Below are 19,016 nucleotides of genomic sequence, written 5' to 3'. Positions count from 1 at the left end.
CTAGTCACGTGTCCGATGCATCCTCCCTCGCTCCGCAGACCCTCCGTCGGTCCTGGATCGCGCTCGCCGGCCTCTCGGCGGTGTTCCTGTTCGAGATGCTCGACAACTCGATCCTCACCGTCGCGCTGCCGACGATCGGCCGCGACCTGGGGACGACGACCGTCGGCCTCCAGTGGGTCACCGGGGCCTACACCGTCGTCTTCGGCGGCCTGATGCTCGCCTTCGGAGCCTTCTCCGATCGGTACGGTCGGCGACGCATCATGCTCATCGGGCTGGTGCTCCTGGGGCTTGCGAGCCTGGCCACCGGATTCGTCACGACCACCGACCAGCTCATCGCGGTGCGGGCGGTGATGGGCGTGGCCGCCGCGATGACCACACCCGGGTCGATGGCCCTCGCCTTCCGGCTGTTCTCCGAGGACGGACTCCGCGTCCGCGCCATCAACCTCATCTCGACGGTCGGGCTCGTCGGGCTCGCCGTCGGCCCCACGGCGGGCGGGTTCGTCCTCTCGATCGCCCCGTGGCAGGTGCTGCTGCTCGTGAACGTCCCGATCGCAGCCCTGGCCTGGATCGGCATCCGCACAGGCGTGGCCGCAGACACTCCGGAAGACCTCCATCGCGATCCGCTCGACATCGCCGGAGGTCTGCTCGGCACCGCCACGATCGTGCTCGCCCTGGTCGCGCCGACCCTGTTCGTGGAGGAGGGCGTGGGGTCGTGGATGCCCTGGGCCGCCTCGGTCGCGGCCCTCGCGGCGGCGGCGCTCTTCGTGCTGCGCGAACGCACCGCGCGGCATCCGCTGCTGGAGCTGCGACTGCTCGCACATCCGCTGGTCTCGAGCGGCCTCGCGTTCAAGGCGGCCGCGGGCATGGCGATCGCCGGGCTCGGCTATCTCGTCACCCTGCAACTGCAGCTCGACTGGGGCTGGCCGCCCGCCCTCGCGTCGCTCGGGATGCTGCCCCAGGTCATCGTGCTGATCGCGGGAGGGGCCGCCATCCGTCCGCTGATGGAGCGGTTCGGCCTCGAGCGGCTGGCCTGGATGAGCTCGCTCGCCGTCGTGGCCGGGCTCGCGGTCTACGCCCTCCTCGGGTCGCTCGGGTACGTGTGGGTCGCCGTCGCGCTGGTGCTGGTGTCGGCGGGGTTGCGGGTGGTCGGGGTGGTGGCCGGCACGAACGTGCTGCGGGGCCTGCCCGAGGACCGCACCACCATCGGCGCCGCCCTCGTCGACACCGCGTCGGAGGTGACGACCGGCGTCGGACTCGCCCTGGCCGGCACGATCCTCGCCGCCTTCTTCTCGGGCAGCATCACCGCGACCCCGTGGACGTCCGCCCAGACGGGCGAGTTCCGCACCGCCGTCGAGGTCGGGGCGTTCGCGCTCACCATCGTCTCCGCTGCTCTCGTCGCCTACGGCATCGTCCGCACCCGTCGCACCCGCCGCACCCCCTCCCTCGCGCCCGAGTCCCCCGTGCTCACCGCCCAGTCCCCCAGCGCGCCGTGACCGCGGCCGCATCGGGGCTCGCAGCTCTCGAGTGCTCCCTTTCGGCGCCGATCCCGCCCGGATGGCACCAGGAGTGAGCACTCGCCCGCAGGATCGTCGCGCCAGACGTGCTCGAGTGCTCACGTCGGGCAGCGAATGGCGCTGGACGTGAGCTCTCGCTGAGAGGGAAACTCACAACGCGCGGGCGCGGGGCGGTTTGACACCTCGAGTGTCATCGCCCTAGCGTGGGAGGACGTGGGAGCGCTCCCACCGACGCAGCGCGGCGTAGCACCAGCCCGTGCTCGCCGCACATCCGCACGCACGACACGAGGTTCCGCAGCCATGACCGACTTCCCTCCCGGCTTCCTCTGGGGATCCGCCACCGCCGCCGCCCAGATCGAGGGCGCCGCCTTCGAGGACGGCAAGGAGGCGTCGATCTGGGACGCGTTCGCCCGCGTCCCCGGCGCCGTGCTGAACGGGGACACGCTCGACGTCGCCGACGACCACTACCACCGGATGCCCGAGGACGTCGCGCTCATGAAGCGCCTGGGGCTCCACGCCTACCGCTTCTCCACGAGCTGGTCGCGCATCAAGCCCGGAGACCGCGAGTTCAACCGCAAGGGCCTCGACTTCTACTCGCGCCTGGTCGACGAGCTGCTCGCGAACGGCATCGTCCCCTGGCTCACGCTCTACCACTGGGACCTCCCGCAGGCCGTCCAGGAGCTGGGCGGATGGGCCTCCCGCGACACCGCCTACCGCTTCCGCGACTACGCGGAGGGCGTGTACGCCGTGCTGGGCGACCGCGTCACCCGCTGGACCACCTTCAACGAGCCGTTCTGCTCGTCGTGGCTCGGCTACGCCGCCGGGGTGCACGCCCCGGGAGTGCAGGATCCGCGTCAGGCGGTCGCCGCCGTCCACCACCTCCACCTCGGCCACGGGCTCGCCACGAAGCGGCTGCGGGAGCTGGGCGCCGAGGAGGTCGGCATCACGCTCAACCTCACGAACGCCCTCCCGCGCGACCCGTCGGACGAGGCCGACCTCGACGCGGCCCGCCGCATCGACGGCCTCAACAACCGCATCTTCCTCGATCCGCTGCTCCGCGGCGAGTACCCGGAGGACGTGCGCCACGACCTCGCCGAGTACGGCATCGACGACAACGTCCGCGACGGCGACCTCGAGCTGATCTCGCAGCCCCTCGACTTCCTCGGCGTGAACCACTATCACGACGACCAGGTGTCGGCGCATCCGCTCGAGCACGCCCTCGAGACCCATCTCGTGCAGGGGTCGACCCGCCCGGTCGCCTCCCCCTTCCCGACCGCCGAGTTCGTCACCTTCCCGCAGCGGGAGGGCCTGTCGCTCACCGCGATGGAGTGGGAGGTGAACCCGGTCGGGCTCACCACCCTGCTCGTCCGCCTCGGCCGGGAGTACGACACCCTCCCCGCCCTCTACGTGACCGAGAACGGCGCCGCCTACGACGACGTCGTGTCGGAGGACGGTGCGATCCACGACGTGGAGCGCACCGCATACATCCGTGACCACATCGACGCCGTGCGCGCGGCGATCGAGCAGGGGGCGGATGTGCGGGGCTACTTCGTCTGGTCGCTGCTCGACAACTTCGAGTGGGCCTGGGGATACGGGAAGCGCTTCGGCATCGTGCGAGTCGACTACGACACCCTCGAGCGCACGCCGAAGGACTCCGCGCTCGCGTACGCTTCGATCATCGCCGACCACGACGCCTCGACGCAGGCCTCCCCCGTGGTGAGCCCGATCGCCGGATGAGGACCCCATGACCCCGCAGCAGCCCACCCTCGAGATGGTGGCTGCGGAGGCGGGCGTCTCGCGCTCGACCGTCTCCCGCGTGGTCAACGGCTCGCCGAAGGTGACCCCGGAGGCGGTGGCCGCCGTCGAGGCGGCGATCGCCCGCCTCGACTACGTGCCCAACCGGGTCGCGCGGTCGCTGGCGCGCTCCCGCACCGACGTCATCGCGCTGCTGGTGCCCGAGCCGTCGTCCACCGTGTTCGCCGACCCGTTCTTCGCCTCCATCGTGCGCGGGGTGTCGACGGCGTTGAGCGAGACCGACTACACGCTGTCGCTGCTCATCGCATCGGAGCAGCAGGCCGCCAAGACGCGGCGCTTCCTGCTCGGCGGCAACGTCGACGGCGCCCTCGTCGTGTCGCACCACGCGGGCGATGACTCGTACCTGCACCTGGGGTCGACGGTGCCGCTCGTCTTCGGCGGCCGCCCCGTGCATCCGTCGGCGGCGGATGCGCACTACGTCGACGTCGACAACGTCGCCGCAGCGCGGCTCGCCACCGCGCATCTGCTGAGCCTCGGCCGCCGGCGCATCGCCACGATCGCCGGGCGCCAGGACATGCCCGCGGGCCTCGATCGCCTCGCGGGCTGGCGCGCCGCCGGCGGCGACCCCGCCCTGGTGGAGGTGGGCGACTTCTCGCTCGAGTCCGGGGCGGCGGCGATGGAGCGGCTGCTCGAACGCGCGGGCGACGAGGGCATCGACGGCGTCTTCGCGGCGAACGATCAGATGGCCGCGGGCGCCTTGGGAGTGCTGCACGCGCACGGACTCCGCGTGCCGGACGACGTGGCCCTCGTCGGCTTCGACGACGACCCGTACGCCACCACCACGACGCCGCAGCTCACCACGGTGCACCAGCCCTCGGCAGCGCTCGGCGAGATGCTCGCCACCACGCTCGTGTCGCTCATCGACGGCGACGACGTCCCCCGGGCCCAGTACGCCCCCACCTCCCTCATCCGCCGCGCCTCCGCCTGACCCGCCGCGCGGGGGCGTGGGCGGGCGCAACGCGGCCCTTGAACGCCTGCTGCTGCGGGTTGCGCCCGCTGAAAGTCGCGTCACCGCCGTAACGGCCTCGACATCACCTGGGGCGGGCGCAACCCGCGGCAGGCGGGGCATTCGCCGCCCACCCGGCACGCCGACCACGAGGCGAGCCGCCGGCCCGGGCCGGACCGCCCACGGGCGAGGCCGCGGGTTCGGCCCACCAGGGCCGCCGTGACAGCCTCGACAGCGCGCTGGGCGGGCGCAACCCGCAGCAGGCGGAGCGTTCGCCGCCCGCCCGGCCACGTCAGCCACGAGGCGAACCGCCGGCCCCAGGCGACCCCACCCGCAGGCTAGCCCGCGGGTTCGGCCCACCAGGGACGCCGTCAGCGCCGGGACGGCCTCGACAGCGCGCTGGGCGGGCGCAACCCGCAGCAGCGGAACGTTCGCCGCCCGCCCGGCCACGTCAGCCACGAGGCGAGCCGCCGGCCCCAGGCGACCCCACCCGCAGGCTAGCCCGCGGGTTCGGCCCACCCGGGACGCCGTCAGCGCCGTGACAGCCTCAACGGCGCGCTGAGCGGGCGCAACCCGCAGCAGGCGGAGCGTTCGCCGCCGCCCGGCACGTCCGCCACGAGGCGAGCCCCCGGCCCCGGGGGTGGACCGCCCACAGGCGAGGCCGCGGGTTCGGCCCACCAGGGACGCCGTTACCGCCGGGACGGCCTCGACGACGCGCTGGGCGGGCGCAACCCGCATCGGGGCAGCCTCCCTGCGCGCGCAGGGCACGGCGGGCGCACTCGCGGCGATGACGCGGCGGCGCGGCGGCGGGGGCGGGGTCAGCCCGCGGAGCAGGAGTAGAGGTCGGTGATGCCGTCTACCGCGGTGCAGTTCTGGGTCACCCACTCGCGGATGGCGGAGACCTCCGAGTCCGACGACGACGTGGACCCAGCACCGCCGAAGCCGCCGCCACCGCCGAAGCCCCCGTCCGACGACATGAGCACGAACCGCAGCTGACCCGAGGAGACGAGCTGCTCGAACGTGTCCAGCGTGGGTGCCGGGTCCGAGCCGCTGAAGCCGCCGATCGGCAGCACCGAGTCACCGTCCGTGGCCGTGATGTAGCCCGCCGCGCTCTGCGCTCCGAACGTCGCGAGCAGGTACGACGCCGATCCGCGGTTCGCCTGCACGTAGGCCAGCACCGCATCCTCTGAGCCCGACCGCCCTGCGCCGGCCGCCCCCATCCCGTCCGACGAGGCACCGTCCCTGGCCGGCCCGCCATCCCGACCGCCCGCGTCCGACCCGCCTGGCACACTCGACCCGCCCCCGCCGGGCTGCCCGTTCCCCGCCGCAGCGCCGGGACCCCGACCGGGGAACCCGCCGAACCCACCCGCACCGGAGGACCCACCGCCACCGGGGAACCCACCGAAGCCACCGCCCATCCCCGCGAAGCCGCCACCCATCCCACCCATCGCGGACTGCGCGCCGGCGACGGGGTTGATGGAGTTCTCGTGGTTCATCGCATCCAGCGACCACGCCGCGGGGGTGAGGAGCAGTGCGGCACCGGCGATCACGGAGACCCACCCACGCGCACGTGCCCGGCGCCGCGCTCCCACCACGAGGAGCGCCCCCGCGACCAGCGCGAGCACGCCCTGCACGATCACGACCCAGAGCAGGTACCCCGGATACGCCAGCCCCACGAGCACGGCGGTGAGCGCGGCGACGCCGATCATCGCGAGCTGCGCCCACAGGACCCTCCGAGACCGCGCGACCGCGAACGCGAGACCCACCAGGAGGCCCATCGGGAGGGCGAGTGACGCCGTGTAGAACTGGTGCATCCCGGCGACAGCGGAGAACATCGCGAGGAACGTGACGAGCCATCCACCGAGGAACACCACCACGGGCAGCCGCATCCGCAGGACGAGCAGTACCACGATCGCGAGGAGCGCGACCGGGATGAGCCACGCCACCTGCCCGGCAACCTCGACGTTGAACAGACGCAGGACCCCCGCCTCCCCCGAGAAGGGCGGAGTGAACGAGCGGTAGTCACTCGAGTCGGCGGTGGCCGAGAACCGCCCGAGCCCGTTGTAGCCGAACACCATCTCGAACGGGTCGTTCGAGTAGGTCCCTCCCACGTACGGGCGCGAGGAGGCGGGGATCAACGCGACGACGGCGATCCAGGTCAGCGACAGCACGAGGCTGACCGCCCCCGCCACCGCCAGGTCCCGGATCTTCCGCCACCAGGACTTCCGAGTGACGAGGTATCCGGCGGCGAGGGCCGGCCAGACCGCCCATGCCTCGAGCATGTACATCTGGAACGCCAGGGCGATGAACGCCCCCGCCCCCACCAGCCAGCGCGCGGACGCCCGTTCGACCGCCTTCGTCGCCGCCCACGCGGCGAGGGCGAGCGCGAGGACGAAGAAGGACTCCGGCTGGTTCGATCGGGCGACGGCGGCGAGGATGGGCGTGGCCGCGACGGCGGATCCGGCGAGGAGCCCGGCGAGGGTCGCCCCTCCCTCGAGCCCGAAGCCCCGGGCGATGCGGCGGGCGGTGAACGCGGCGAGCAGGACGGCGGCGACGGTCGCCAGCGCGTTGGGCGCGTTCACGGACCAGGTGGAGAAGCCGAAGAGGCGCACGAAGAGGGCGGGCACCCAGTACGACCCGGGGATCTTGTCCAGCGAGACCGTGCCCGCCGGGTCGACCGATCCGAAGAGGAGGTTCGCCCAGCTCTGGCTCATCGACAGCGCGATGGCCGCGTAGTACTCCGAGCGCTGGCCGAGCTGGAGCGCCCACAGGTAGGCGAAGGCGCTGAGGGCGGTCAGGGCGCCCAGGCCCAGCGGCCACGGGCGCAGGATCCTGCGGAGGACGAGTCGGCTCGCTGCGGTCGAGGGAGCACCGGCCGCGTCGGGTACGCCGGATCCGAGGGTGGATGTCGTCACGAGGCCGACGCTAGGCAGAGGACATCTGCCCCCACCTCGACCTCGCTATGGGTGACCTATGACGTCACGGACGCGCGGGGAGCGCTCCATCGAGCCGCGCGCTCAGCGAGAGGACCCCGTCGACGACGGACACCGCGCTGAGGTCGGGGACGACCGCATCCGCTCCGTGGCCGAGTGCGTCGGGGCCCACGCCGATCACCACGCCGACGCCGGCGGCCCTCGCCGCCTTGATGCCCGACATCGCGTCCTCGAAGACGACGCACTCCGCGGCGGGGACGCCGATCCGTCCGGCCCCGGTCGCGTAGGGCTCCGGGTCCGGCTTGCCGCGGGTCACGTCCTGTGCCGCGATCAGCACGGCCGGGAGGGCGATGCCCGCCGAGGTCAGACGCGCCGTCGCCAGGTCCCGCGTCCCCGACGTCACCACCGCCCACGGCAGCTCGAGCGACGAGGTCAGCTCGCGGGCGCCCGGCAGCGCCTCCGTGCCGACCGCCTCCCGGATCTCGTCCTGCTCGAGTTCGAGCTCGGCCCGCTCGGCGTCCTCCGCGGCGACGAGCTCGCGGACCGTGTCCCCCGCCCGACGGCCGTGGACCATCTGCGTGTGGTAGTCGAAGTGCGGCGCCCACCGCGCCGCCCAGGCGCCCCACGCGCGCCCCGCGGAGGCGAGGGAGTCGACGAGCACCCCGTCGCAGTCGAACAGCAGGCCACGGATGCGGTACTCGTCACTCATCCCTCGAGCCTATCGACGCCGCGGATGCCGTCACCTCGACACCGATCGAGGCCCACCGCCGCGCTATTCGGCGGGCTCCGCCGGATCCGGTGTCGAGGCGACGGCCGAGTCGACGGGCGAGGCGGAAGTGGAGGCGACCGGCGAGGCGGAAGTGGAGGCGACGGGCGAGGCGACGGTGCGGACCTCGGCGTCGGGCAGCCGCGCGCGCATCACGGCGATCGCCTCCGGGTTGGCGTCGACGAGCACGTAGTGGCGGCCGAGCGCCGCCGCGACGGCGCCGGTGGTCCCGCTCCCGGCGAAGAAGTCGAGCACGCGGTCGCCGGGGCGCGACGACGCCTGGATCATCCGGCGCAGCACGCCCTCCGGCTTCTGCGTGGGGTACCCCGTCTTCTCGCGGCCCGTCGGAGACACGATCGTGTGCCACCACACGTCCGTGGGCAGCTTCCCGAGGGCCGCCCGCTCGGGCGTGACGAGGCCGGGCGCCATGTAGGGCTCGCGATCGACGGCGGCGGAGTCGAAGTGGTAGCCGGTCGGCGACTTCACGTAGACGAGGATCGTGTCGTGCTTCGTGGGCCAGCGGTTCTTCGACTTCGCCCCGTAGTCGTACGCCCAGATGATCTCGTTGAGGAACGACTCGCGCCCGAACAGGGCGTCCAGCAGCACCTTCGCGTAGTGCGCCTCGCGGTAGTCGAGGTGGAGGTAGAGCGTGCCGTCGTCGGCGAGGAGCCGCCAGGCCTCCAGCAGGCGCGGTTCGAGGAAGCCCCAGTAGTCCTCGAAGTGGTCGTCGTACCGCATGAGGTCGCCGCGGATGCGGTCGTAGGCCTGGCCCTTGAACCCGATAACCCGCCCTCGAGCGCTGGGCGAGTCTGCGGCGACCCGGACGTTCGTCGTCGTGCTCCGTCGCTGCGGCCGGCCGGTGTTGAACGGCGGATCGAGGTAGATGACGGTGAACGTCCCGTCGGCCATGCCGGGGAGCACGTCCATGTTGTCGGCGTGGAGGATCAGACCCTCGACGGGCCCGACGTCCGGACCCTCGACCTCCTCCACCGCTCCATCATGACAGCAGGCGCTCGGCGGCTCCGCATCCGCCGGGAGCACGGCGAGCCGAGAGCGGCACCCAGGCGACAGGCGTATCGTCGCGCCCATCATGAGTACTGAGATCCGCCATGAAGCCGCCGAGCACCGCTACGCGCTCTACCTCGACGGCGAGCTGTCCGGGGTGGCCGACTACATCGCCGCCGACGGCAAGGTCTACATGACCCACACCGAGGTGTTCCCCGCCAAGCGACAGAACGGCCTCGGCGGGATGCTCGTGCAGGCCGCCCTCGACGACATCCGCCTCACGGGTGCCGGCACCGTGGTGCCGCAGTGCTCGTTCGTCGGGCACTACATCCGCACCCACCCCGACTACGAGGAGCTCCTCGCGAGCTGACCCGCCCGCTCACCACTCCCTGACGAGGCTCAGCGAGCGGTTCGCCTCCCGGAAGCCGACGGAGGCGTAGAGCCCCACGGCGCCCGTCGGGCTCTCGGAGTCGACGTCGAGCACGGCCTGCTCGAGCCCCGCCTCCCGGAAGGCGGCCAGCGCGTGCACGAGCAGCGCTCGGGCGACACCCCTCCCCCGGTACGCCGCCCTCGTGCCCACCAGCTCGACGTATCCGAAGGGGAACCCGAGCTGCTCGCTCTCCTCCGCGTTCACCGTGGTCAGGAGGAACCCGGCGACCTCGTCGCCGTCGAGCACGACGAACGAGAGGTCGTGGCGGGCGATGGGCAGCTCGTCGCGTGCCGCCCAGTCGTCGGCCGACATCGGCTGGCTCCCCCAGTGGTCGCGGAAGGCCTCGTTCTTCGCCAGTCGCACCGGCTCGGCGACCGCGGGCGAGTAGTCCACGATGCGCAGGCCGGCCTCGAGGGGCGCCTCGGGGATCGGCTCCGCGAGGTCGCGGCGCAGTTCCAGCCAGTACCGCCGGGGCTCGAAGCCCGCCCGCTGCAGCAGGTCGACGACGTGCGCCGAGCCGACGTCCGACTGCGTGAGCAGCCATCCCGGCAGCGGTTCCTCGTGCTCGGCCAGGATCTCGAGGCCCCGCGCCTGCTGCCAGTCCAGCAGCCGCCGACCGATGCCCTCGCCCCGACGGTCGGGGTCGACGTGCCCGTCGAGGAGGACCTTCACGAGCGACTCCGACTCGGCGGGGCGCACGACGAGGCCGTAGGCGACGAGCCTGCCCGCGACATCCGTCGCTCCCGCCGTGTCGCGGTCGGGAGCGAGCTCGACGCGCGTGAGGTCGCTCTCGATCTCCTCCCGCGAGACGACGAAGTTCGGATGGTCGACCCGCCCTGCCCGGCGCCGCAGCTCGTACACCTCGGGAGCGTCGGCCGCCGTCAGGCGTCGCCACCGGACACCCGCCGGCCCGGTCGGCAGCGATGCGCCACCGGCGGGAAACGGGACGCGGTCGCGGAGAGGCGTGCTCATGCTCCCACCGTAGGGCGCACCGCCGCGCCGCACCCGCGCACCGCCGCGCCGCACCCGCCAGTCACCGCGCCGGGGCCCGCGCACCACCGCACCCACGCACCACCGCACCCGCACACCACCGCGCCCTGACCCGCGCAAGCCCGTCGGCGGGCGACGGCGGCGAGGGGCAGGATGGACGACGGACGAACGGGGCTGGCGAAGCGGCCCGGGCAGGACGCGAGGAGCAGACGTGGAGCACAGGACACTCGGGCGGACGGGACGCGAGGTCTCGGTCATCGGACTGGGCACGTGGCAGCTGGGCGCCGACTGGGGCGAGGTCGACGAGGCGGATGCGCTCGCGGTGCTCGACGCCTCGGCCGAGGCGGGCGTCACCCTGTTCGACACGGCCGACGTCTACGGTGACGGTCGCAGCGAGACCCTCATCGGCACCTGGCGTCGCGCCAACCCGGGGCATCCGCTCACCGTCGCCACGAAGATGGGCCGCCGCCTCCCGCAGGAGCCCGGCAACTACACGCTCGAGAACTTCCGGGCGTGGACCGACCGCTCGCGCCGCAACCTCGGCATGGAGACGCTCGACCTCGTGCAGCTCCACTGCCCGCCCACCGCCGTGTTCCACGACGACGCCGTCTACGACGCGCTCGACACCCTGGTCGACGAGGGCGCGATCGCCGCGTACGGGGTCAGCGTGGAGGAGACGGCGCAGGCGCTCACGGCGATCGCCCGGCCCGGGGTGGCCACCGTGCAGATCATCCTCAACGCCTTCCGCCTGAAGCCCCTCGACGAGGTGCTTCCCGCGGCGGAGGAGGCCGGGGTCGGGATCATCGCCCGGGTCCCGCTGGCCTCGGGGCTCCTCAGCGGCAAGTACACCGAGTCGACGACGTTCGCCGCCGACGACCACCGCACGTACAACCGCTCGGGTGAGGCGTTCGACGTCGGCGAGACCTTCTCCGGGGTGCCGTTCGAGGAGGGCGTCGCCGCGGCTCGGGAGTTCGCCGCGCTCGTGCCCGAGGGGGTCTCCCCCGCGCAGGCCGCCCTGGCGTGGGTCGCCCAGCTCGACGGCGTGAGCAGCGTGATCCCGGGTGCCCGCGACCCCGAGCAGGCGCGCGCGAACGCCGCCGCCGGTCGGGTGCCCGACCTCGGCGACGGCGTCCGCGAGGGTGTGCGGCGCATCTACGACGAGAGGTTCCGTCCGCTCATCCACGACCGCTGGTGAGAGCGGGGGCGGGCGCGGCGTCGGCCGCGTCGGCCGCGGTCGTCCCTGCCGGGGCCTTCTCGAGCGAAGCCGCCTCGTCCGGGCCGAGGTGGTCGTCGGCGCTCATCGTCGCCTCGTCGAACGGACGGGCCCCGGAGAGCACGGCGCGCACCTGCTCGACGTCCAGCTGACGGGTCCACGTCGCGACGAGCAGCGTGGCCACCGCGTTGCCGGTGAAGTTCGTCAGTGCTCGCGCCTCCGACATGAACCGGTCGATCCCGACGATGAGGCCGACGCCATCCAGCAGGTCGGGCCGGTGCGCCTGCAGTCCGCCGGCGAGCGTCGCCAGTCCCGCCCCGGTCACTCCGGCCGCGCCCTTCGAGGCGATGACCATGAACACCAGGAGCGACACCTGCTCGCCGATCGAGAGCGGCGTCCCCATGGCGTTCGCGATGAACAGCGACGCCATCGTCAGGTAGATGGCCGTGCCGTCGAGGTTGAAGGAGTAGCCGGTGGGCACCGTGATGCCCACCACGGGCTTGGAGGCCCCGAGGTGCTCGAGCTTCGCGATGAGCCGCGGCAGGGCCGCCTCGGACGACGACGTGGAGACGATGAGCAGGTACTCGCGGGCCAGGTACTTCATGAGCGAGAAGATGTTGACCCGGGTGACGAGCATGAGCAGTCCGCCGAGGACGACGACGATGAAGACCGCGCAGGTGACGTAGAACGCGATCATCAGGGCCCCCAGTCCGATCAGGGCCTGCGGGCCGGTCGATCCGACGACCGCCGCGATGGCGCCGAAGGCACCCACCGGCGCCAGCCACATGATCATCGCCAGGATGCGGAACACCAGGGCCTGGATCATCCTGATCCCGTTGAGGATCGGCGCACCCTTCGCCCCCATCCGCTGGAGGGCGAACCCGACGATGAGGGCGACGAACAGCGTCTGCAGGATCGAGCCGTCGGTGAGGGCCGAGAGCAGCGACACCGGGATGATCCCGAGCAGGAAGTCCTTGGTCTCGGTCGCCTCACCGGTCGCCTGGTAGCTGGTACCACTGAGGTCGAGCCCGGTCCCGGGGTGGATGAGGTTGCCCACCACCAGCCCGATCGCGAGCGCGAAGGTCGACATGGCGATGAAGTAGCCGAGCGCGAGCCCGCCGACCTTCCCCACCGTGGCGGCCTTCGCGATCGAGCCCACGCCCAGCACGATCGTGCAGAAGATGACCGGTGCGATCATCATCTTGATCAGCTTGCCGAACGCGTCGCCGATGGGCTTGAGCCCGGTCGCGAAGTCGGGCACGAGCAGCCCGACCGCGATGCCCGCCGCCACGGCGACGATGACGGCGATGTAGAGGTAGTGCGTGCGGTCGAGTCGCTTGTGCGGTCTCAGCGTCATTGCCATGATCGATCCCTTCCCTCGAGCGGCACCCCTGTGTGCCCTCCGGTGCAGGAGACTCTGCGCGCATGCCGCCGGGCTGTCCCGTTTGTGGTCGTAGTGTTCACGACGCGGACGGCGACAGCGGGGCGCCGGGGAGGGAAGATGGAGGCCCGACCACAGTGGAGTGAGGAGGTGCCGATGCGTCGACGATGGAGCGTCGCGACGCGCCTTCTGGTGCTGCAGCTGGCCGGCGTCGCCGTCCTCGCCGCGGGGGCCGTCGTGTTCACGGTGGTCGGCGCGCGCAGCGACGCCCAGCAGGAGGCCGCCACCCGTTCGGTCGCCGTGGCCACCTCGCTCGCGCAGAACCCGCTCGTCGTCGAGGCCGTGTCCGAGCCGGATCCGACCGCGACGCTCCAGCCCTACGCCCTCGACGTGATGGCCGCCTCCGACGTGGACTTCGTCACGATCATGTCCACCGACGGCACCCGCTACACCCATCGCGATCCCGCACAGATCGGCAAGCACTACCTCGGCACGCTGGCGCCCGCGCTCCAGGGCGAGACGGTGGTGGAGACCTACACCGGGACGCTCGGCCCGTCCGTCCGCGCCGTCGCACCCGTGCGGGATGCCGCGGGCGAGATCGTCGCCCTCGTCGCGTCGGGGGTGACGATCTCGCGTGTGGAGGGCACGCTCGCGGCGCGACTGCCTCCGCTCATCGGCGGAGTGCTGGGCGCGGCCCTCCTCGTGGTCCTCGCGACGGTGATCCTCGGCCGCTACCTCGGCCGGGTCACCGACGGCCGTGGCCCCGAGGAGATGGCGCGGCTCTTCGCCTATCACGAATCGGTGCTGCACTCCGTCCGCGAGGGCCTGCTCCTCATCGACAGGCGCGGTCGCATCGCGCTCCTCAACGACCAGGCGGCCGCGCTCCTCGGGGTGCCCGCGGACAGCGCGGGGGAACGGATCACCGACCTGCCGCTCGAGGCCGACCTCGAGGCGTTCCTCCTCGCCGAACCGGCCGCTCCCGCGGATCTCGCCGCCTCCGAGGACGACGGCGACGGGCCCGTGACGGAAGAGGTGCACCTCCATGCCGGACGCGTGCTGGTGCTGACCCGGCGCCCCGCCACGCAACCGCGGCGCGGCCGTCGTCCGGCGCGTCTCCTCGGCACCGTCGTGACGCTCCGCGACCGCACGGAGATCGAACGGCTGAGCGGCGAGCTCGACGCCACCCGCACGCTCTCGGACGCCCTGCGCTCGCAGACGCACGAGCACTCGAACCGGATGCACGTGGTCGCCTCCCTGGTGGAACTCGGCCGATACGACGAGGCCGTCGCCTTCGCCGTCGACAGCACCGCCCGCTCGCAGCATCTCGCCGACGAGCTCTTCTCGGGGATCGAGGACGCGGTCGTCGCCGCGCTGCTCCTCGGCAAGTGGACCGAGGCGAGGGAGCGCGGAATGGAGGCCGAGATCGACGTGAGCGCGGGCGCGCGATGGGATCCGAGCCTGTCGGAGGACCTCGTGGTCATCCTCGGCAATCTGATCGACAACTCCCTGGACGCACTGGCTCGGGCGCCGGAGCGCAGGCTCGTCGTGCGCATCTCCGGCGGAGACGCATCCGACCTCGAGCTCCTCGTCGCCGATACGGGGACCGGTGTGCCCGCCGACCTCGGCTTCGGCGATCTGGCCCGGCGCGGGTTCTCCACGAAGGACCACGGGGCCTTCGGCCGCGGGGTCGGTCTCGCCCTGGTCGACGACGCCGTGAGGCGGCGCGGCGGGACTGTGCGGCTCACCACGGGAGAGACCGGGTCCGGATGTGTGGCGACCGTCCGCATCCCCTCGCGATCCCTCGCCGGCGAACGGCGACCGCACCGGGGATCGGCGTCATGACCGACGCGATCGGCGTGCTCGTGGTCGAGGACGACGAGCACACCCGGGAGGTCAACGCGCGCTTCGTCGAGCGCGTCCCCGGCTTCGTCCTGGCCGCGACGGCGCCCGACGCCAACAGCGCGCTGCGGACGCTCCGTGCGGACCGGGACTCCGGGCATCCCGAGATCTCGCTCGTCCTCCTCGACATGAACCTGCCGGACGGGCACGGTCTCGACGTGTGCCGTCGACTGCGCGCCTCCGCGATCGACATCGACGTGATCGCGGTCACGGCGGCGAGCGACGTGGCGACCGTGCGGGCAGCAGTGTCGCTCGGCATCGTGCAGTACCTGATCAAGCCGTTCACGTTCGCGTCCTTCACCGAGAGACTGGAGGGGTATCGGGAGTTCGTCACCGGCGTGGACGCCACGGGGACGGCGACGCAGTCCGAGATCGACCACGCGTTCGCGTCGCTTCGACGAGGGTCCTCCGCGTCCGCCCTGGCGAAGGGCCTGTCCGACGAGACGATGTCCCGTGTCCTGGCCGTCGTGCGGGGCGAGTCGGAGGTGTCCGCCACGGAGGTCGCCGCGCGCGCGGGCCTCTCGCGGGTCTCCGCCCGCCGCTACCTCGAGCACCTCGTCGACGCGGGGGCGCTGAGCAGATCGACCCACCAGAACGGCCCGGGCCGCCCCGAGATCCGCTACGCCCGCACCCGCTGACGCGGAGGACCACAACGCTGTCCGCCACACGCACGTGGTCTCGCCACACCGATCGACGTGGCGAAGCAGCGTGGGTGTGGCGGAACGTGATCCTGACCCGGTCAGTAGCGGATGGCGTCGATCACCTTCACGCGGACCGCGACGAGCGCGGGGAGCAGCCCCGCCACCGCACCGACCGCGGTGGCGGCCACCAGGCCGAGGAGGGCCGCGTCGACCGGGAACGGCGGGAAGTCGCTGATCACGCCCTGCCCGATCGCGTCGCGCACGAAGGGGCTCTGCACGAGCAGGATCGCGGCCACCACTCCGAGGGCGCCGGCGATCACCGTGGCCACGACGCTCTCCATCATCACCGCGAAGAACACCCGTCCCGCGGTCGCGCCGAACGAGCGCCGGATCCCGATCTCGCGGATCCTCTGGCGGACGGTCACGAGGGCGATGTTCACCAGTCCGAGCGCGCCCAGCAGCAGGACGAGCACCGCGATCCCGCCGACGACCAGGCGCGCGACGAGGAACGCGTCGTCGCCGAACTGAGCCGCATCCTGCCGGTTCACGTCGACCTCGACGCCTCCGCCGAGCACGGCGGAGATGTCGCGCTTGACGGCGTCGGCCAGCGTCTGCCAGTCGCCCTCCGGGACCCAGAGCTCGTACTGCGGCGGGAAGCCCGCGTTCGGGTCCTGCGCCGGCCTGGTCTGCTCGGCCACCTCCTGATAGCGGGCCAGCTGATCGGCCAGCATGAACATCGCGGGCTGCGTCTCCCACGACGCCGACGGATACACCCCGACGATCACCGCGGTCGTGCCCTTCGGGCCGCCTAGGCTCAGCGTCGGATGCGTGAGCAGGTCGGGCCGGCCGAGGCGGTCCCAGAACACCTGGTTCACGATGACCTGGGGCGCCAGCATGCTCGCGGCGTCGCGCGAGAACCAGGCGCCCTCGCTGATCCGCACCCGGTGGATCTCGCCGTAGGGCTGGTCCACGGCCTGCGTGCCCACCGTGAGGACCCCTGACGGGGAGTCGACCGGGACCGTCGCGCTCACCACGCGGGTCGCGTACGTGATGTCGTACCGCTCGACGACATCCGTCCACGCCTGCTGCATCCGCTCGGGGTCGATCTCGCTCCCGTCGGTGGTGTAGGCCCCGACGTAGAGCGTCGCGGGGCGACCGCTCGACCGCTCGGCCTGCTCGGTCGACACCTGCTGCAGGACGGCCCCGAGGGCCACGACGGTGGTCAGCGAGCACACGGCGACAGCGACGCCGATGAGGGAGAGCAGCACACGCGTGCGATGGATCCTGAGCTCCTGCCACGCCTCGACGACGGCTCCCACCAGAGCGGTGAGGATGCTCATGCCGCCTCCGCCCCTGTCTCGGCTGAGCTGAGGACCCCGCGGTCGAGCCGGTACCTGGTCCGCGCGGTCGCCGCGATGGTGGGGTCGTGCGTGATGACGATGAGGGCAGCGCCCGTCCGCGTGGCCACCTCCTCCACCACCGCCATCACGCTCTGGCCCGTGTCGAGGTCGAGTGCTCCAGTCGGCTCATCGGCGAGGATGAGCCGCGGTCCTCGCACGAGCGCCCGAGCGATCGCGACCCGCTGCTGCTCGCCGCCGGAGAGTCGCTCAGGGAGGGAGTCGAGGCGGTGAGCGAGACCGACCTGCTCGAGCATCTCCGCGGCGATCGCACGGCGGCGCCAGAACGACCTGCCGGTCGCGTAAAGCAGCGGCGTCGCGACGTTCTCGAGGGCGGTCCGCCCCTGGAGGAGGTTGAACTGCTGGAACACGAACCCGATGTGCTGCCCGCGGATCCGGTCCCGCTCGCCGCTGGAGTAGCTCCGCACCGCGCGGTCCTGGAACTCGAGGACCCCGCTCGTGGGCAGGTCGAGGAGGCCGAGGATGTTGAGCAGCGTCGACTTCCCCGATCCGGAGCGGCCGACGATCGAGATGCGGTCGCCCTCCTCGACGGCGAGGTCGACGCCGTCGAGGATGGTGAGCGCGGGCTGGTCGGGCGGCAGGACCGTGCGGGTGACCTGCTCGAGACGGAGCAGCGTCACGGAGTCATTCCACAGACCGAGCCGCCGGACGGCAGGGACACGCATCCGCCCATCCCCTCGTCCACGACCGCCGCGGCGCCCGGGGCGAACTGCAGGATGGTCTCGCCCTCGTCGAGGCCTCCGGTCACCTCGACCTGTGATCCATCCGTCAGCCCGAGGCCGATCGGTCGCTCCTCCTGCGTGCCGTCGGGCGCGACCACCCAGACGGTGCCGCTCTGGGCCGCGCCCTGCACGGCGGTGGTGGGGACGATGAGGACGCCGTCGGCCTTGCCGCCCGAGAGCGTCATCGTCGCGGTGAGGCCGGGGAACACGGTGACCCCGTCGGGGATCGGGCAGGTGACCGTCGTCGTCGAGGATCCCCCCGAGCCGCCGCCGGTCGCGCCGAGGCCGCCTGCAGAACCTCCGGACGGATCCGAGCCGCCGCCCTGGCCACCCGCGCCCTGGAGCGGGTTCTGGATGCGCAAGCCGCTGCAGGTGAAGGGAGCCGGCCCGGCGGTGATCGCGACCTGGGCCTCGGTCGGGGCGCTCACGAGGCGGTAGCGCTGCTCGGGCGCGAGCGTCCCGGAGACGGAGTAGGTGGGCGGCGCGACCTGGGCGGTGGCCTCGCCGATCGACACGGTCTGCCCCTCGATGACTCCGAGCGAGCTCACCGTCCCGCCGATGGGGGCGGTCACGTCGACGTACCGGTAGCGCACCGGCAGGGGCTTGCCCTCGGCATCCACGGAATCGGCCGGATCACGCTCGATCTCGACCTTCACGTCGTAGACGACGTCTCCCGCGGCCACTGCCGCGCCCTCGGCGACGAACACCTCGTCGACCGTTCCCGCAGCCGTCGCCTTGACGGGCACGGCCGGATCCGCCGACACCGTCGCATCGACCACCACGTCGTTCGCGATGCTGCCCTTCGCCACCACGACGGTCGGGGCGGTGACCTCGCCGGTGGGCACCGCGAGGTCGGCCTCAGCGGGGTGGTCGGGGAAGAACGCCAGCTTGCAGAGCGCCACCGCGACGACCGCGACGAGGACCAGCCTCAGGATCGGGAACACCCATCGTCGTGCCGCGTCCACGTCACTCTCCTTGCCCCGCAACCGGGCCCCCTGCCCGCACTCGCCCGAGCGACGTTACCGGATGGGAGGGAGTCGTCCCTGGGATCGCACCCGGGCCGGCGTCAGCCGACCTGCCGCTCGGTGGACGACCCGGGCGGCGACGCCTTCGAGATGCGCGACACCTTGCTCAGAGCATTGGAGGTTCTGGGCAGACTTCGAGCCCACTCGTCCTCGTCCACCCGCGATCAGCACCTTCATGACTGTCCTTGCTCCTTCCGGACGGCAAAAATCACCGTCAGGAGATTGACGATTCAGACGTCGAAGATGTGAGGACGAATGCTCCTGCCGATCTCACATCTGAGACATCTGCGTCGTCATCTCGGTGAAGGCACAGGAAGA

Annotated in this window: 15 protein-coding genes; 7 read left to right on the top strand and 8 right to left on the bottom strand. The window is 72.3% G+C overall.

From position 1 onward, the window contains the following. Positions 1-8 precede the first annotated feature (8 nt). The 3 genes from IEX69_RS14750 (at position 9) to IEX69_RS14740 (ending at position 4,257) form a co-directional block, all read left to right on the top strand. A complete protein-coding gene (locus tag IEX69_RS14750) occupies positions 9-1,493 on the top strand; it encodes an MFS transporter (RefSeq protein ID WP_229756373.1) in 1,485 nt (494 codons plus the stop codon). Positions 1,494-1,814: 321 nt separating this feature from the next. After that, positions 1,815-3,251, top strand: a complete 1,437-nt coding sequence (locus IEX69_RS14745; RefSeq protein ID WP_085018168.1) for a glycoside hydrolase family 1 protein — start codon at positions 1,815-1,817, stop codon at positions 3,249-3,251. 7 nt (positions 3,252-3,258) lie between these two features. Then, on the top strand, positions 3,259-4,257 hold the full coding sequence (locus IEX69_RS14740; RefSeq protein ID WP_085018167.1) for a LacI family DNA-binding transcriptional regulator: 999 nt from the start codon (positions 3,259-3,261) through the stop codon (positions 4,255-4,257). An 836-nt stretch (positions 4,258-5,093) separates the two neighbouring features. On the opposite strand, the gene IEX69_RS14735 is transcribed toward IEX69_RS14740, so the two are convergent. From IEX69_RS14735 to IEX69_RS14725, 3 genes are all read right to left on the bottom strand, one after another. After that, entirely contained in the window at positions 5,094-7,190 is a 2,097-nt protein-coding gene (locus tag IEX69_RS14735; protein WP_085018165.1) for an ArnT family glycosyltransferase, read from the bottom strand. A gap of 64 nt (positions 7,191-7,254) precedes the next feature. Beyond that, entirely contained in the window at positions 7,255-7,917 is a 663-nt protein-coding gene (locus IEX69_RS14730; protein WP_085018163.1) for an HAD-IA family hydrolase, read from the bottom strand. Positions 7,918-7,980: 63 nt separating this feature from the next. Then, on the bottom strand, positions 7,981-8,901 hold the full coding sequence (locus IEX69_RS14725; protein ID WP_157127395.1) for a DNA-methyltransferase: 921 nt from the start codon (positions 8,899-8,901) through the stop codon (positions 7,981-7,983). 163 nt (positions 8,902-9,064) lie between these two features. Between IEX69_RS14725 and IEX69_RS14720 the strand changes: the two genes are divergently transcribed. Next, positions 9,065-9,349 (top strand): GNAT family N-acetyltransferase, encoded by a 285-nt coding sequence (locus IEX69_RS14720; RefSeq protein ID WP_085018160.1) that lies wholly within the window; start codon positions 9,065-9,067, stop codon positions 9,347-9,349. Positions 9,350-9,358: 9 nt separating this feature from the next. Here the strand turns inward: IEX69_RS14720 and IEX69_RS14715 are convergent, their stop codons facing one another. After that, a complete protein-coding gene (locus IEX69_RS14715; protein WP_157127070.1) occupies positions 9,359-10,381 on the bottom strand; it encodes a GNAT family N-acetyltransferase in 1,023 nt (340 codons plus the stop codon). Positions 10,382-10,610: 229 nt separating this feature from the next. Between IEX69_RS14715 and IEX69_RS14710 the strand changes: the two genes are divergently transcribed. Further along, positions 10,611-11,594 (top strand): aldo/keto reductase, encoded by a 984-nt coding sequence (locus IEX69_RS14710; protein WP_085018156.1) that lies wholly within the window; start codon positions 10,611-10,613, stop codon positions 11,592-11,594. Here the strand turns inward: IEX69_RS14710 and IEX69_RS14705 are convergent. Then, positions 11,575-12,975: a cation:dicarboxylate symporter family transporter gene (locus IEX69_RS14705; protein ID WP_085018154.1), complete on the bottom strand. Its 1,401-nt coding sequence runs from the start codon at positions 12,973-12,975 to the stop codon at positions 11,575-11,577. The two genes, IEX69_RS14710 and IEX69_RS14705, sit on opposite strands and share 20 nt — an antisense overlap. A gap of 174 nt (positions 12,976-13,149) precedes the next feature. Between IEX69_RS14705 and IEX69_RS14700 the strand changes: the two genes are divergently transcribed. Together IEX69_RS14700 and IEX69_RS14695 are read left to right on the top strand one after the other, a co-directional pair. Next, on the top strand, positions 13,150-14,835 hold the full coding sequence (locus tag IEX69_RS14700; protein ID WP_174604385.1) for an ATP-binding protein: 1,686 nt from the start codon (positions 13,150-13,152) through the stop codon (positions 14,833-14,835). Next, on the top strand, positions 14,832-15,530 hold the full coding sequence (locus tag IEX69_RS14695; RefSeq protein ID WP_085018151.1) for a response regulator: 699 nt from the start codon (positions 14,832-14,834) through the stop codon (positions 15,528-15,530). Before IEX69_RS14700 ends, IEX69_RS14695 begins: the two co-directional genes overlap by 4 nt. Before the next feature lie 101 nt (positions 15,531-15,631). Here the strand turns inward: IEX69_RS14695 and IEX69_RS14690 are convergent, their stop codons facing one another. Genes IEX69_RS14690 through IEX69_RS14680 form a run of 3 tightly spaced genes read right to left on the bottom strand, consistent with a single transcriptional unit; the run spans position 15,632 to position 18,638 of the window. Next, complete coding sequence (locus IEX69_RS14690) at positions 15,632-16,873, bottom strand: ABC transporter permease (RefSeq protein ID WP_085018149.1); 1,242 nt, start codon at positions 16,871-16,873, stop codon at positions 15,632-15,634. Further along, a complete protein-coding gene (locus tag IEX69_RS14685) occupies positions 16,870-17,571 on the bottom strand; it encodes an ABC transporter ATP-binding protein (RefSeq protein WP_085018147.1) in 702 nt (233 codons plus the stop codon). The genes IEX69_RS14690 and IEX69_RS14685 overlap by 4 nt, the downstream gene beginning before the upstream one ends. Beyond that, on the bottom strand, positions 17,568-18,638 hold the full coding sequence (locus IEX69_RS14680) for a permuted SH3 domain-containing protein (protein ID WP_085018145.1): 1,071 nt from the start codon (positions 18,636-18,638) through the stop codon (positions 17,568-17,570). The genes IEX69_RS14685 and IEX69_RS14680 overlap by 4 nt, the downstream gene beginning before the upstream one ends. Between the last annotated feature and the right edge of the window lie 378 nt (positions 18,639-19,016).

Origin of the sequence: Cnuibacter physcomitrellae (assembly GCF_014640535.1) — a bacterium.
GTDB classification, from domain to species: Bacteria; Actinomycetota; Actinomycetes; order Actinomycetales; family Microbacteriaceae; genus Cnuibacter; species Cnuibacter physcomitrellae.
The sequence above is the reverse complement of the archived record's forward strand: the minus strand, read 5'-3'. Positions and strand labels throughout refer to the sequence as shown.